A 15,322-nucleotide genomic window follows, 5' to 3' on the forward strand; every position below is an offset into this window, starting at 1 on the left:
AATTATTCAGTTAGCGGTCATTTTTAAAACTGGCAGACTAATTGCAAAGTGGTCCACAGGTTGAGTTGTTGGGCCAATTTTGGTCAGTACCCCAGAAGCCCTGTCCGGAGAAGCCAATGAGCGGCGAAATGAATTTATTGCATCCGATCGCGCCACAACAAAGCGACACGCTGGTGCTGGATGCCCTGACCCGTTATGTGGCGCAGTCCGGCACCCGAATCGGCGAAAAATTACCACCGGAGCGCGTGCTTGCCGAAGGGCTGGCGGTTAGCCGCAATACCGTACGCGAGGCGCTGAAACGCTGGGAAGCGCTGGGGATTATCGTGCGCAAAAAAGGCAGCGGTACGTTTTTGCAGTCTGAGATTGCCGCCAACGACAGCTTTTTATCCCTGCGTTTTAAAAATGACTCCGCCACCATGCTGCACGCGCTGGAAGTGCGCCGCATCATCGAATGCGAAGCCTCGGCGCTGGCGGCGGTGCGCGCGACAGAAAGCGATTTGCTGTTTATCGAACAAAAACTCGATGTGATGGAAAAAGTCCATCTGAGCGTCGGTTCTGCCGGTGCGGAAGACTGGCAGTTTCACGCGGCGATTTACAGTGCGGCGCACAATCCGCTGCTGTTGCAGATGGTCGGCGGTATCTACGACCTGCTGCATGCTTTTTTCGAATCACCGCCTGAGCAGGCGCTGTTCAGCGACTCATTCCCGCTGCACCGCACCTTATTTGAAGCCATTGCGCGTCGCGAACCGGAAACCGCGCGCAGGCTGAGCAACGACATTCTGAACATAACTGAACGTGACATGAAGGAAGTGATCAATGCAGCAAGATGATAAGAGCCAGCCTGTTGAGTTAAGTGAGAACACCCGTTTAGTGCACGATGCGCGCCACGATCGCGGGGCGATTTCCCCGCCGATTTACCAGTCCTCATTATTCAGTTTTACCGATTATGACAGCATGATCGCCCGTTTTCGCGGCGACAGCGATCACGCACTCTATTCCCGCGTCGATAACCCGACCGTAGTCGAGTTACAAAAAAAGGTCGCGCAGCTTGAAGGCGGCGAAGCCTGTCTGGCATTCGGCAGCGGTATGGCGGCGATCAGCAACGCCATTCTCAGCGTGGCCGGTCCTGGCGACAAAGTGGTGTGCGTGAATCATGTTTATCCCGATACCTACCGCTTTCTTCGCGGGTTCTGTACCCGTTTTCAGATTGTATCTCAGTTCGTTGATGGCGGTTCTCTGCCCGCGCTGGAAGAGGCGATTCAGGGCGCGAAACTGCTGTATCTCGAAAGCCCGAACAGCTGGGTGATGGGCGAACAGAATCTGCGCGCCATCGCGGAGCTGGCGAAAAAATACGGCGTCGTGACGATGATAGACAATAGCTGGGCATCGCCGGTATTCCAGAAACCGCTGGCGGCGGGTATCGATCTGGTCATTCATTCTGCATCCAAATACATCAGCGGGCACAGTGACGTGGTGGCCGGCCTGGTGATTTCGGGTCAGGAACGCATCAGTGCCATCAGCCGTTATATCAGCCCGTTTTTGGGCGGGAAATTGTCCGCCAATGAAGCCTGGCTGCTGCTGCGCGGCCTGCGCACGCTGCCGCTGCGTATGCGTCAGCATCACGAAAGTGCGCTGGAACTGGCACGCCGTTTACAGGGGTATTCGCGCATCACACAGGTGAATCATCCGGGGCTGGATCCGCTGCCGACTTCAACGCTGACCGGCTACAGCGGTCTGTTCTCTTTCGAACTCAGTGACGGCATCGACATACCGACGTTTTGTAACGCATTGAATTTATTCCGCATGGGTGTCAGCTGGGGTGGTTTTGAAAGTCTGGTGATGCCCGCCATTTCTGTGCTCAATCAGGCCGGTGAGTTTAATTCGGCGATTGATTTTGGCGTGTCCCCGCGGGTTATCCGCATTTCTATCGGGCTGGAAGATACCGAGGATTTATGGCGCGACCTGAAAAACGCCATCGAAAGCGCCTGTTCCTGAGGCATTTTTTGAAAGCCGTTCCTGTGTTCCGACTTTTTTCACCGTGGAGAATCAAGATTATGCGACACCCGAAACGCCATTTGCTCAGTCTGCTGGCGCTCAGCGCCAGTCTGTTTTCCAGCGCCAGTTTTGCCGCCACCAAACTGACGCTGGTGGAAGTGATCACCAGTCCTGCGCGTACCGAAATGCTGCAAAAAATGTTAACTGCCTACAAAACGCAGCACCCTGATGTTGAGATAGAAGTGGTGTCACTGCCGTGGGGGCAGGCGTTTGAAAAGCTCGGCACCATGATCCAGAGCGGACAATATCCTGATGTGGTGGAAATGCCGGATACCTGGCAGGGGCTGTATGCCAGCAACGGCATGCTGGCAGATCTCGAACCACGCCTGAAAGGCTGGTCGGGCACGCCGGATCTGACCGACAAAACGCTGACCATGGCGCGTTCTTCCGGCGGAACCGCCACCATGATCCCTTACGGCTTCTATCTGCGGGCGATGTTTTGGAATAAAAAGCTCTTCCGGCAGGCGGGGCTGACGGAAGCACCGAAAACCATGGATGAGTTTATGGCGGATGCGAAGAAAATCAGTGCGCTGGGCAACGGTATCAGCGGCTATTGCATGCGCGGTGGCGTGGGCGGCACAAACGCCTGGATGATGTTTATGGCGGCGATGAACGGCTCGCCGGACTTCTTCGATAAAGATGGCAACAGCACGCTGACGAATCCGGGTGCTATCAAAGGCGCGCAGTTCCTGGTGGATATGTACCAGAAAGGCTACGCGCCAAAAGACAGCGTTAACTGGGGCTTTAATGAAATCGTTTCAGGATTCTACTCCGGCAAATGCGCGATGCTGGATCAGGATCCCGATGCGCTGATTGCTATCAAAAACAGCATGAATCCGGACGATTTCTCAGTGGCACCGATGCCGCTCGGGCCGAACGGCAAAGCCTATCCCACTATCGGCTACACCGGCTGGTCGATGTTCAAACAGAGTAAACATCAGGATCAAAGCTGGGATCTGATTTCCTTCCTGAGTAACAAAGAAAACAACCTGACCTGGTCGAAATTTGTCGGCACCTTACCGATTTATAAAGGCGCGGAGCAGGATGCGTATTACCACGCGCCACAATTTGCCGGATGGTTTGCTGAACTGAACAGCCCGGATTACATCCCGCTGACCATGCCGACGCATCTCAAAGGCTGGGGCTATTTTAACTCGGTGATTGTGAAAGACAGTTCTCAGGAAACGCTTCTCGGCCAGAACGACACCGAAAGCATGGTGAAAGACTGGGCGAAATACCTGACGAAAGAACAGAAAGCCTGGCTGGCTGCGCAGAAGTAAACCGGCTGACTCCGGCATGAGTCTTCTGCCGGAGTTCCACATTTCTTTTAATGGAGACGCGTCATGATGTTGGACGTTTCAGAGCCAGACACCGCTGCCGCGCCGCGCTTCCCCCGTTTGCGGGCGCTGCTGGAACCCTGGGTTTATCTCAGCCCGACGCTGGTGCTGATTGGGCTGTTTATCTTTGTTCCGATGGCGATTGGCATTTCGTACGCTTTTCAGAACATCCAGTTGCTTAATCCTTTCGATACCGGCTGGGTGGGGCTGGATAATTTCCGCACCATGTTTGATGACCGGCATTTTTATGCCGCGCTGCGCCATACCTTTAACTGGACGCTGACCTCGCTGGTATTGCAGTTCGTGCTTGGGCTGGGATTAGCGCTGTTACTTAACCGTGAATTCCACGGACGCCGCTGGGTGCAGGCGCTGGTGTTTCTGCCGTGGGCGGTTCCGGCGTTTCTTTCCGGCCTGACCTGGGCGTGGTTGCTCAATCCGGTCATTGGCATTTTGCCTTACTGGCTGACTGATCTGCATATCATTTCCGAACCGTACAATATTTTATCGGATCCGCAACTGGCGCTGTATGGGCCAGTAGTGGCGAATGTCTGGTTTGGTATTCCGTTTTTCGCCATTACTTTGCTGGCGGCATTGCAGTCGATTCCGAAGGATTTATATGAAGCGGCGTCGATGGACGGCGCGACCGGCTGGCAGCAGTTTCGCAAAGTCACGTTGCCGTTTCTGGCACCGATGATTGCCATTACGGTGATGCTGCGCACCATCTGGATCGCCAATTTTGCCGATCTGATTGTGGTGATGACCGACGGCGGACCGGCGAATTCCACCTCGATCCTCTCGAGTTTCATCTTCACCACGGCGTACCGCAAACTCGACTTTGGATATGCCTCGGCGATGGCAGTTTTCCTGCTGGTGCTGATGACCTTTTACGCGCTGGTGTTACTGCGCATCCGCCAGCAGTTGCTGAAATAAGGAGCCTGCGATGAATGCACTGTCATTAAACACATTACTGCGTAAAGGCGGACACCGGCTGGGAATATTGTTTTATCTGCTGTTCGCGCTGTTCCCGATTTACTGGCTGATCAAAATCTCAATCACACCGGACAAACTGCTCTACAGCGAAGGCGTGCGGATGTGGCCGGGCGAGATGACATTTGTCCATTTTCAACGCGTGTTTACGGAAAGTCAGTTTCCGCTGTATTTCTTCAACAGCCTGATCGTGTCTTTCGGCACGGCCTTTCTGACCACGATCATCGCCGCCGGTGCCGGTTTTGCGTTTTCCCGCTTCAGTTTTCGCGGCAAAACGGTGATGGCCGCGCTGCTGCTGTTTACACAGATGTTCCCGCTGGTGATGATCCTCGCGCCGATTTACAAAGTGATGGCACCGCTCGGGTTGACCAACAGCCTGCTGGGGCTGGTGCTGATTTACACCGCGTTCAACGTGCCGTTTGCCACGTTTCTGATGCAGTCGTTTTTCGACAGCATTCCTAAAGATCTCGAAGAATCCGCGATGCTCGAAGGATGCAGCCGTTTTATGGCGCTGCGAAAAGTCATTATCCCGCTGACCTTACCGGGCATGGCGGCCACCTTAGGGTTCGTGTTCACCGCCGCGTGGAGCGAACTGCTGTTCTCGCTGATGCTCATCAACAAAAACGAAGTGATGACCTTCCCGGTGGGATTGCTGAGCTTTGTGTCGAAATTCGCAGTTTCCTGGGGCGACATGATGGCAGCGGCCGTGCTGGCGCTCATTCCTGCCTGTCTGTTCTTTGCGTTCATTCAGCGATACCTGGTTCAGGGGCTGACTGCCGGTGCGGTAAAAGGATAATTTTATGGCTCAGATTACGATTTCCGATCTTCAAAAACGTTACGAAAATGTCGAAGTGCTGCGGCACATTAACCTGACCATTAAAGACGGCGAGTTTGTGGTGCTGGTCGGGCCATCAGGTTGTGGTAAATCGACCCTGTTGCGCACCATTGCCGGGCTGGAACTGGCGACGGCGGGGGACATTCATATTGGTTCGCGACTGATGAACCAGGTCGCACCGAAAGATCGCGATATCTCGATGGTATTTCAAAGTTATGCGCTGTATCCGCACATGACCGTGGCGCGCAATATGGGATTCAGTCTCGAAGTGCAAAAGCGCCCGAAGGCCGAAATCGAGGCCGCCGTGAATAAAGCCGCCGATATTCTCGGACTGACTGCGCTGCTGCATCGCCGTCCGAAAGAGCTTTCCGGCGGACAGCGCCAGCGTGTGGCGATGGGCAGGGCGATCGTGCGCGAACCGCAGGTATTTTTATTCGACGAACCGCTTTCCAACCTCGATGCTCAGCTGCGCGGGCAGATGCGTATTGAAATCAAAAGCCTGCATCAGCGGATGAAGAATACCATTGTGTATGTGACGCACGATCAGGTCGAAGCCATGACGCTCGCCGACCGCATCGTGGTGCTTAATCACGGTCTTATCCAGCAGGTCGGAACGCCGCTGGAACTCTACGACACACCGGCTAATAAGTTCGTCGCCAGCTTTATCGGTTCACCTTCGATGAACTTCATCAACGGCACGCTGGAACTGGGCGATTCTGCGCCGCAGTTGCGGATCAATGCGCAATTAACGCTGCCGGTTGATCCTACCATTGTGAATCTGCAAAGCGGCGCCGGGGTGATTTATGGCGTCCGTCCGGAAGCCATAGTGCTGTGCGCCGAAAGCGCACCCGGCGCGATACCGCTGGACATCACGCTTATCGAACCGACCGGCCTGAGCGAACTCATCCACGGCAAATTTGGCAATGAAAGTCTGAGTGTTTACAGCATGGTGAGATCGAATGCCGCGCCGGGCGACCGCGTGTGGGTGCAGATTGATACCGCGCGGATGCAGTTGTTTGAGGCGGATAGCCAGAGGCGGCTGGGGAAAATTGGGGAATGAAAGCAGCAAATTTTTTGCTCGGGAATGAGTAAATCTCTGTCGGCTCCCTCCCCTTCGTAGGGGGAGGAGCTAACACGTTAAACCGCTTTTGCCTCAGTTAAGCTCATCAGCTTAAACCCAACCCCAACTCCGGCTATTAGCATCAGACTGATAAACCCGGTGATCCCATACCATCCGTAGGCGTGCCAGAAGAAGCCGCCCAGCGTACCGGCGACGCTCGATCCCGCGTAGTAACTGAACAGATATAAAGACGAGGCCTGACCTTTAGCGCGGCGAGCACGGCGGCCGATCCAGCCGCTGGCGACGGAGTGGGCGGCGAAGAACCCGCCGGTGACCAAAATCATGCCGATGAAAATCAGCCAGACCGGTGAAAAGGCGGTGATCAAAATGCCCAGCAGCATCAGCATGGTTGCGCCGATTAAGACTGGACCCCGGCCATAGACGCCGGTCAGCGCACCCGCTTTTGGCGAACTGTAAGTCCCCATCAGATAAACGATGGAAAGTATCCCGACAATCGCCTGACTCAGATTGTATGGCGATGAAAGCAGCCGATAACCAATGTAGTTAAACATGGTGACGAAGCTGCCCATCAGCAGGAAACCTTCGGCGAAAAGTAACGGTAAACCGCTGTCACGCCAGTGCAGTTTAAAGTTGATCAGCAGTTTGCGAGGTTTGAGCGAACTGGCGCGGAAATGTTTTGAAGGCGGCAGGATACGCCAGAACATAATCGCTGAAGCGAGGGCGAAGAGGCCGACGGCCGCGACGGCGATACGCCAGGAGAAGAAATCGGTCATAACGCCGCTGACTAAACGCCCGCTCATGCCGCCGATGGAGTTCCCGCTGATATATAAACCCATCGAGAAGGCGACCACGCTCGGGTGAATTTCCTCGCTCAGGTAAGTCATGGCCACCGCCGCCACGCCGCTGAGCGACAAACCGATCAGCGCACGCATGATGAGAATGCCATCCCAGCTTTGCATAAAAGAACAGACCAGCGTGCAACCGGCGGCGAGAAGTAACGCCACCACCATCACCGATTTGCGCCCGACGGCGTCCGAAACCGGTCCGGTAAACAGCAGGCCAATCGCCATAAGACCGGTTGATAACGACAACGACAGGCTGCTGGTGGCCGGAGAAACGCCGAAATCATGGGATAACACCGGCAATATCGGCTGCACGCAATATAACAATGCAAACGTCGCCAGGCCCGCAGAAAACAGAGCGAGCGTGACGCGGATAAATTGCGGCGTACCACGTTTGATAAAAGGCGTTTTCAGACCGGAGCGGGCGACAGGCGATTCAGGATTTAATTCGTCGTCATTAACAGAATCTTGAGCAGGTGCAGCGGAAATCCGCCGGGAGGTTTTCACTGGAATTCCTTAATACGATGAGCTGTAAAACTAAATTTTATAATGTATGAAAATTTTAACAGTGGCCGTTATATTGTCTAATATATTAATCAATCAGAAACGATATGTTTAAAGTATCAATAAGGATGAAGCGGGCACTGTTATGAGCCACATTGAGTTGCGTCATTTACGTTATTTCATCGCGGTCGCGGATGAACTGCATTTTGGCCGGGCGGCGGAGCGTTTGCATATCTCTCAGCCGCCGCTGAGCCAGCAAATTCAGGCACTGGAGTCGCATGTCGGTGCGGCGCTGTTTTACCGTAATAACCGCAGCGTGCGTCTGACGCAGGCCGGTCAGGTTTTTCTGGCAGAAGCGCGACAGATTTTACAACGTGTGGATGACGTTTCGGCGCAGGCGGCGCGAATTCACCGCGGGGAGTCGGGTAATCTGACGCTCGGACTGACATCCTCTGCGCCGTTTTTAAGCAGAGTTTCAAGCACATTGCATCGTTTTCGCCTGACATATCCTGACGTGAATATCCGCATCGAACAGCTCAACAGTAAGCAGCAAATCGACCCGTTGCTGGAAGGCCGGCTCGATCTGGGGATCATGCGCAATGGCGAATTACCGCCGGAACTGCAACATCACCTGGTGCTGACCGAACCCCTGATTGCGGTGGTGCATAAAGACCATCCGCTAAACACCCTGGCTGACGGCGAACTGACATTTCAGCATCTGGCCGATCAGCCGTTTGTGTTTTTCTCCAAGGATGTCGGCACGTCGCTGTATGACGATATTCTCGGGCAGCTGAAAGCGCAGGGGATCACACCCTATATCACGCAGGAAGTGGGGGAGCCGCTGACCATTATCGGGCTGGTGGCGGCCGGGCTGGGCGTATCGATTTTACCCGCGTCGTACCTGCGTATTCAGGTGGAAGGTGTCCGCTATCTGCGCTTTGGCAATCTGCATGGCACCACGCAGTTATGGCTGGTGAATCACGCGACGCGGCCCCTCACGGCGGCGACCCGCGCGTTTATGGCTTTGTTGCTCCATGATGACTGACGGACTTCGGATGCAAAACATGCTGTATTTCCAGTCAATTCCGAGGGTGTTTTCACGCAATTTGTGCACCAAATCACATAACGAATCAAATAGTTGACGACATATGACAAAAACTCCAACATAGCCCTAATCTTTATTTTGAAGCGCGAAAATAACAGGAGCTCCTTGAGTGATCCCCGACGGGCAACCAGGACATATCGACCAGATTAAACAAACCAATGTCGGTGCTGTGTACCGCCTGATAGATCAGTTTGGTCCCATTTCGCGTATCGAGCTTTCGAAAAAAGCACAGCTGGCTCCGGCCAGTATCACCAAGATTGTCCGCGAGTTATTACAGGCTCATCTGGTGCTGGAAACGGAGTTTCAGGATCCCGGCAGTCGCGGGCGTCCGGCGATTGGTTTAGCGCTGGATACGCAGGCCTGGCACTATCTTTCTGCCCGTATCAGTCTGGGCTCTATTACCCTAGGTTTGCGTGATCTGAGCAGTAAACTGGTGGTGGAAGAAGTGCTGCCATTGCCGGAACAGGCTCCGCAGCCGCTGCTCAAACGTATTATCTCTGAAATCGATCAGTTCTTTATCCGCCATCAGCGCAAACTTGAACGCCTTACCGCCATCGCCATTACCCTGCCGGGGATGATTGATGCGCGCCGTGGCATTGTTCACCGTATGCCGTTTTATCACGACGTTTTTGATATGCCGCTGGGCGATACGCTTTGCGCACACACCGGTCTGCCGGTATATGTTCAGCACGATATCGGTGCCTGGACGCTGGCGGAATCGCTGTACGGCGCTTCCCGCGGCTGTAAAAATGTCGTTCAGGTGGTAATTGACCACAACGTCGGCGTTGGGGTAATCACCAGCGGGCGCGTTCTGCACGCGGGCAGCAGCAGTGTGGCGGAAATTGGCCATACGCAGGTGGATCCTTACGGTAAACGTTGTTATTGCGGTAATCACGGGTGTCTGGAAACCGTTGCCAGTACGGACAGTATTCTCGAACTGGTGCGTCAGCGCCTGACGGTACCGGTTCCAGCCAGCTTACTGCATGGGGTTTCACTGACCATTGAAGCCGTCTGCGATGCCGCTAACCGTGGCGATCAGCTTGCGCGTGATGTGATTATCAGCGTCGGGCAGAGCGTGGGGCGAATTCTCGCGATCATGGTCAATTTGTTTAACCCGGAAAAAGTGCTGATCGGATCACCGCTTAATTTATCGCAGGATATTCTCCATCCCGCGATAATGTCCTGTATTCAACAGCAGTCACTGCCCGCATATAGCGAAAATATCAAACTCGAATCAACGCAATTTTATAATCAGGGAACGATGCCCGGTGCGGCATTAGTGAAGGACGCTTTATATAGTGGTTCTCTGATAATAAAATTACTGCAAGGTTAAGTTTTATATAACCTTAGGCTATTTCTTTTAAAGAAATAGCTATAAGCCTTGAGGCATTTTCGCTCAGAGAGTCGACAAAACATTGCGCTAACGCAAACCCCTCTCATCTCGCATCGCCTAGACTTTCTGTCGATACTTTGTCTCCGGCGGTGTTTTCTTACCGGAGACTATCTTTCAATAAGACGGAGAGATCCCGGAGCCTGAATTCCATGTTAACGCATTTTTTCGTCACGGGTACGGATGCCCGTGTAGGTAAAACCATTGTCACACGTGCCTTGCTTCAGGCTTTAGCTGCGCAGGATCGCTGCGTTTTAGGCTATAAACCTATTGCAACAGGCAGCCAGGAGTTGGCCGACGGGGTTCGAAATAAAGATGCGGTAACTCTCCAGCAGTCATCTTCTATTTCTTATCCTTTTAATAAAATAACCCCTCTGGCGTTGGCGGATGAAGATATTTATGCCAGCCAGATCCCCGAAAATGTTTTTGAAATAATGACTAACGGCCTTAATTTCATGCGTCAGGAAGCCGATTCAGTGGTTGTTGAAGGATGTGATGGCTGGAGAACGTTGATTACTCCGCATCTTTTTTATTCTGAATGGGTACGCCAGCAAAATATGCCGGTGGTATTAGTGGTCGGTATTCAGGAAGGCTGTGTCAGCCATGCGTTATTAACAGCGCAGGCGATTATTGCAGATGGTTTGCCGTTGCTGGGGTGGGTGGCGAATCGCATTAATCCGTGCCTTGCTCACTATCAGGAAACTATCGAAGCGATCAGTGCCAATATTTCGGCGCCAATGCTTGGCGAAATTCCTTATCTGCCACGTGCAGAAAGCCGCGATATGGCAAAGTTTATCGACCTTTCCAGCTTCAATCTTAAGACGCTGACTAAAGCCTGACAGTGACGTTGTCACCTGTTTCTTCATGCTGAGGCTCTGAGTGCAAAAACTCAGAGCCTTTTTTATGACTATAATTAGCCATCTGCCTGAGTGCGCTTATCACAACAATTCTAAAGAAAATAAAGAACATGGCCGTCAATCATTGTGAAATCAAAACATCTGCTGTTAAACCCTCTCATCGTCCGCTAATCCTGACTGCCTGCATGTTGTCGATGTTTATGGCCGCCGTCGAAGTGACGATTGTCGCGACCGCAATGCCGACCATCATTGGCGATCTCGGCGGTTTTTCGCTGCTCGGCTGGGTATTCGCCGTCTACCTGCTGACCCAGGCGATCACGGTACCCATTTACGGGCGGTTGGCCGATTTATATGGCTGCCGGAAAATGTTTTTCATCGGCACCACGCTGTTTCTGATCGGTTCTGTCCTGTGCGGATTCGCGCCGTCGCTGGCCTGGATGATTGGTTTTCGCGCGTTGCAGGGGCTGGGTGCGGGAGCCATCACGCCGATTGCGACCACGCTGATTGCTAATGTGTATGGCCCCGAGGAAAGGGCGAAAGCGCAAGGCTATCTGTCCAGCGTGTGGGGCGTTTCAGCGATAGTCGGGCCACTGATGGGGGCGTTTATTGTTTCCCATTTTCCGTGGGCGGTGGTGTTCTGGGTCAATGTGCCGATTGGTCTGATAGCGATGGCGATCCTTATCAAATACCTGCCGCCGGACGGTCAGCGTAAACAGCACCAGCTGGATCTGGCCGGAACCGCGTATCTCACGCTGTCAGTCGCTGCGTTATTGCTGGCGTTGTTACAGGCCGAAACACTGGGCTACTGGGCGCTGGCATTGCTGGCTTTCGCGGTTCTCTGTGGCGGGTTACTGGTACGTCAGGAACGTAAGACGCCTGAACCTTTATTCCCGCTGGCGTTGTGGGACAGTAAAGTGATTATTGCCGGTAATATTGGCGGACTGATTATCGGCGCGACCATGATGGGGATCAGCGCGTTTCTGCCGACCTATGTGCAGGGTGTGCTGGGCGGAACGCCGCTGGAGGCGGGTACCACGCTGGCGCTGATGTCGGTAGGCTGGCCGCTGGCAAGTATGTTCAGCAGCCGCATGATGCAGGCGACGTCATACCGCATAACTGCCGTGACCGGTGCATTATTGCTGGTGGCCGGAAGTCTGGCACTGTTACTGCTTTCACCGTCCTCTGGCTTGTGGATGGCGCGCCTGGCAGCATTTTCTATCGGCGCAGGAATGGGGCTTTGTAACACCACATTTATCGTTTCGGTGCAAAACAGTGCAGAACCGGCGATACGGGGAATTGCCACTGCCTCGACGCTGTTCACCCGTATGCTCGGCTCGGCCATGGGGACGGCGGTACTGGGTGCCACGCTGAATCTTAATCTGGAATACCGGCTGCCGCAGGTGAACGATCCGGTGCAACAGCTGATGGAAAAAACCACGCGCGGTGCGATGGACAGCGGCCTGCTGAATCAGCTCACAGAAAGCGTTGCCGCCTCATTACATTGGGTATTTGTCGTGTCGGCGGTGATTTCAGTTCTGGCGGTTGCCGCCGGGTTACTGATCCCCTCCGGCGACCGCCCGCAGCGTGAAACGCAGCGCGAAAGTTAAGAAGTCTGACGTTGCTGTAGCCTGAATGCGATTAACATCAGCGTCAGGCTCAGCAGCACCGCAATGGATGCCATCGCCATTCCGTCGCCCACCGAACCCTGCTCGAACTGCCGCCAGACATAGACTGATACGGTCTGCACGCCCGCCGGTGACAGCAATAACGATGTCACCAGTTCTCGCGAGGCGACCGCAAATACCATCATCATTGACGCCAGCAGGCTTGGAAATACCAGCGGCAGCAGGATCAACCGCAGCGTCTGCGCAGCGCTCGCGCCGTGAACCCGTGCCGCGGCGTCGAGATTTCCACCAATCTGCTTTAACGCCGCACTGACATAGCGCACCGGATAAGGCAGCAGCAGGCAGCAATACGACAGCAACAGGATCCCCCAGGTGTTGTACGGCGTGACCGGCCAGAAACTGCGGTTCCAGGCCAGGATCAGCCCGACGCCCACCACAATGCCCGGCAGTGCCGCCGGAAACAGTGAAAGTCCGTCGATGATTGCCGCACCGCGAATCTTGCGTGCCACCACCAGCCATGAGGCCAGAAAACCCGTCGCACCGGCGATCAGCGCCGTAGCCAGCGCCAGACTGAGACTGGTCGACAGCGCACTGAGCGCATCACCGTGCGCGGCAAACAGGTTATCAAAGTGTCGTAATGTCAGATTGGAAAACGCCAGACCGCCGGAAAGCGTACCGGAGAATGCTGTCACCAGCGTCGAGACAATCGGCAGCGCGACGGCAACCAGCGCCACAAGGGTAAATAACGTCAGCACCGGCAGCGTCCAGCCCGCCAGCGATTTTTGCGTGATATCCGCCGGTTTGCCGGTCATGCTTTCAACATTTTTTCCGGCCAGCACGGCGCGCTGAACGCTGTAGGCACACAACGCAATGGCCACCAGCAACAGGGAAAGCACCGCCGCACCCGGCATATCAATCGGCCAGTCGGCCAGACGCTGCTCGATGCCGGTGGTCAGCATCAGAATGCCGCTGCGCGAACCTAACGCGCCCGGCACGCCGTACTCTTCTATCGACAGGGTAAACGCCAGCAGCAGGCTGGAGGCAATGGCCGGTAATGCCATCGGCAACGTGATGCGGATAAATGCCCGCCACGGCCCCGCGCCATGAATGCGCGCCACATCCGCCAGGCGACTGCCGCTGGCGGCCATGCTGCGGGATACGGCGAAATAGACCACCGGAAAAACGTTAAGCGTCATCACCACCACCATCCCCGGCAGTGAAAACAGAAAATCATTCAGATGCAGCCACGGCAGTAACTGCTGGACATAGCCGTTGGTCTGCAACGCCAGCATCCACGCCAGCGCGGCGATATAAGGCGGTAATAAAAACGGGATCAGGAATACCACATCCCAGAGCGCGGCGCCGGGCAGAGCGAACAGTCCGCGCAATGCCCCCAGCGGGACGCCAATCAGCGCGCTGCATAACGCCACGCCAAGTCCGACCTTCAGCGTAGTGGCAATCAGCTCCCGCAGTGCGGGTTCGGCAAAAACGCGGGTAAATGCGCTGAACGGTGTCGAATAACTGCCGGTATCCAGATGTGGGAAAACCGCCTGCAAAACGACAAATGCCACCGGCACTGCGACCAGTAACAGCAGCGCAATGCCCGTCACGCCCGGTAAAAAAGCGTTTCTATTCATGGTTCAAATCTCAGAAGCGGGCTGTTTTATCAACAGCCCGTGAAGGGATTATTGCTGGCCGAACAGCTTCGCAAAGCGGTCGAGGACGTCTTTACGTGACGCTGAAGCCTGTGACGCTTCCGGCAGCAACTTCAGTGATTTGAACAGCGGGCGTTTGGCGTCGATATCCGTACGGGCGGGCATCAGCCAGGCATCGGCCACCAGTTTTTGGCCTTCAGGTGACAGCACGTAATCGATAAACGCTTTGGCTTCTTTCTGCTGCTGGCTGGATTTGAGGATCATCATCGGGCGCGGCGCGATCACCGTGCCGCTGCTTGGGAAAATCACTTTGACCGATTCACCATCCTGCACGCTGCCATAAGAAACGTAGTCCACCGCACCAAAGACAGCAGCTTTCGCACCCTGCAGAACCGGCGTCAGCGCCTGCGCGTTAGGGCCAGCGATAATCATGCCGTTGGCTTTCAGATCCTCAAACAGCTTCCAGGCCTGCTGCGCGTGGGCATTTTGTAACCCGATCAGCAAATCTAAAGAGGCACCGGAAAGTGACGGATCCGGCGTGGTGACTTTGTCTTTGAATTCCGGTTTGGCTAAATCGCCCCAGTCTTTCGGCTCGGTGGTACCGCTTTTGGTGTTCCACACGATACCCAGTGCAGAAATACCCTGCGCGACGTAATACGGGGTTTTGAATTGTGCCGGAACCTGCGCCGCATTTGGGCTCTGATATTCCAGCAACCAGCCGCGCTGCCCGAGATCGGTGGCGGTGTCCCAGGATGCGGAGATTAAAACGTCGGCGCGCGGATTGGCCTGTTCGGCTTCCAGACGCGCCATCACTTTGCCGGTGGTGGCCTGAAATACATCGACTTTTACGCCGGTTTGTTTTTCATAGCCTGCCGCCAGTTTTTTTGCCAGTGAGCCCGGCCCGGCGGTGTAAAGCGTCAGCGCCTGAGCGCTGCCTGCTGCCATTGCGAGAGAAAGAGTCATTGCTGTCATTACGCCTGTTTTGGTACGGGAAAACGTTTTTGTCTTTGTGTTGTGTGTGCGGTTCATCATTTTCATTCCATCAAAGG

13 protein-coding genes are annotated in these 15,322 nt (G+C 54.6%); 10 read left to right on the forward strand and 3 right to left on the reverse strand.

What is annotated here, in order from left to right:
- Positions 1 to 116: 116 nt before the first annotated feature.
- The 6 genes from D5398_RS10215 to D5398_RS10240 all read left to right on the forward strand — a co-directional run bounded on the left by D5398_RS10215 (position 117) and on the right by D5398_RS10240 (position 6,274).
- Positions 117 to 830: a FadR/GntR family transcriptional regulator gene (locus D5398_RS10215; protein WP_120132973.1), complete on the forward strand. Its 714-nt coding sequence runs from the start codon at positions 117 to 119 to the stop codon at positions 828 to 830.
- Positions 817 to 1,995, forward strand: a complete 1,179-nt coding sequence (locus D5398_RS10220) for an aminotransferase class I/II-fold pyridoxal phosphate-dependent enzyme (RefSeq protein ID WP_120507523.1) — start codon at positions 817 to 819, stop codon at positions 1,993 to 1,995. Before D5398_RS10215 ends, D5398_RS10220 begins: the two co-directional genes overlap by 14 nt.
- Before the next feature lie 59 nt (positions 1,996 to 2,054).
- On the forward strand, positions 2,055 to 3,335 hold the full coding sequence (locus D5398_RS10225) for an ABC transporter substrate-binding protein (protein ID WP_120507524.1): 1,281 nt from the start codon (positions 2,055 to 2,057) through the stop codon (positions 3,333 to 3,335).
- A 63-nt stretch (positions 3,336 to 3,398) separates the two neighbouring features.
- Positions 3,399 to 4,322, forward strand: a complete 924-nt coding sequence (locus tag D5398_RS10230) for a carbohydrate ABC transporter permease (RefSeq protein ID WP_120507525.1) — start codon at positions 3,399 to 3,401, stop codon at positions 4,320 to 4,322.
- A gap of 10 nt (positions 4,323 to 4,332) precedes the next feature.
- Positions 4,333 to 5,175: a carbohydrate ABC transporter permease gene (locus D5398_RS10235; protein ID WP_120507526.1), complete on the forward strand. Its 843-nt coding sequence runs from the start codon at positions 4,333 to 4,335 to the stop codon at positions 5,173 to 5,175.
- A gap of 4 nt (positions 5,176 to 5,179) precedes the next feature.
- Positions 5,180 to 6,274 (forward strand): ABC transporter ATP-binding protein, encoded by a 1,095-nt coding sequence (locus tag D5398_RS10240; protein ID WP_120507527.1) that lies wholly within the window; start codon positions 5,180 to 5,182, stop codon positions 6,272 to 6,274.
- A gap of 77 nt (positions 6,275 to 6,351) precedes the next feature.
- Here D5398_RS10240 and D5398_RS10245 read toward each other — a convergent pair whose 3' ends face one another.
- Complete coding sequence (locus tag D5398_RS10245) at positions 6,352 to 7,644, reverse strand: MFS transporter (protein WP_120507528.1); 1,293 nt, start codon at positions 7,642 to 7,644, stop codon at positions 6,352 to 6,354.
- A gap of 142 nt (positions 7,645 to 7,786) precedes the next feature.
- Here D5398_RS10245 and D5398_RS10250 point away from each other — a divergent pair, with 142 nt between their 5' ends.
- The 4 genes from D5398_RS10250 to D5398_RS10265 all read left to right on the forward strand — a co-directional run bounded on the left by D5398_RS10250 (position 7,787) and on the right by D5398_RS10265 (position 12,600).
- Positions 7,787 to 8,686 carry a LysR family transcriptional regulator gene (locus tag D5398_RS10250; RefSeq protein ID WP_120507529.1) on the forward strand — a complete coding sequence of 300 codons (900 nt, stop codon included), beginning with the start codon at positions 7,787 to 7,789 and terminating at the stop codon, positions 8,684 to 8,686.
- A gap of 169 nt (positions 8,687 to 8,855) precedes the next feature.
- Positions 8,856 to 10,079: a sugar metabolism global transcriptional regulator Mlc gene (gene mlc, locus D5398_RS10255; protein ID WP_120507530.1), complete on the forward strand. Its 1,224-nt coding sequence runs from the start codon at positions 8,856 to 8,858 to the stop codon at positions 10,077 to 10,079.
- Between the two features lie 209 nt (positions 10,080 to 10,288).
- Entirely contained in the window at positions 10,289 to 10,975 is a 687-nt protein-coding gene (gene bioD / locus D5398_RS10260; RefSeq protein ID WP_120507531.1) for a dethiobiotin synthase, read from the forward strand.
- A gap of 128 nt (positions 10,976 to 11,103) precedes the next feature.
- Complete coding sequence (locus D5398_RS10265; RefSeq protein ID WP_120507532.1) at positions 11,104 to 12,600, forward strand: MDR family MFS transporter; 1,497 nt, start codon at positions 11,104 to 11,106, stop codon at positions 12,598 to 12,600.
- On the opposite strand, the gene D5398_RS10270 is transcribed toward D5398_RS10265, so the two are convergent.
- Both D5398_RS10270 and D5398_RS10275 read right to left on the reverse strand, forming a co-directional pair.
- On the reverse strand, positions 12,597 to 14,255 hold the full coding sequence (locus D5398_RS10270; protein WP_120507533.1) for an ABC transporter permease: 1,659 nt from the start codon (positions 14,253 to 14,255) through the stop codon (positions 12,597 to 12,599). The genes D5398_RS10265 and D5398_RS10270 overlap by 4 nt on opposite strands.
- A 48-nt stretch (positions 14,256 to 14,303) precedes the next feature.
- Positions 14,304 to 15,245 carry an ABC transporter substrate-binding protein gene (locus tag D5398_RS10275; protein ID WP_208645933.1) on the reverse strand — a complete coding sequence of 314 codons (942 nt, stop codon included), beginning with the start codon at positions 15,243 to 15,245 and terminating at the stop codon, positions 14,304 to 14,306.
- Positions 15,246 to 15,322: the final 77 nt, after the last annotated feature.

This window comes from Rahnella bruchi (genome assembly GCF_003614975.1).
GTDB classification, from domain to species: domain Bacteria; phylum Pseudomonadota; class Gammaproteobacteria; order Enterobacterales; family Enterobacteriaceae; genus Rahnella; species Rahnella bruchi.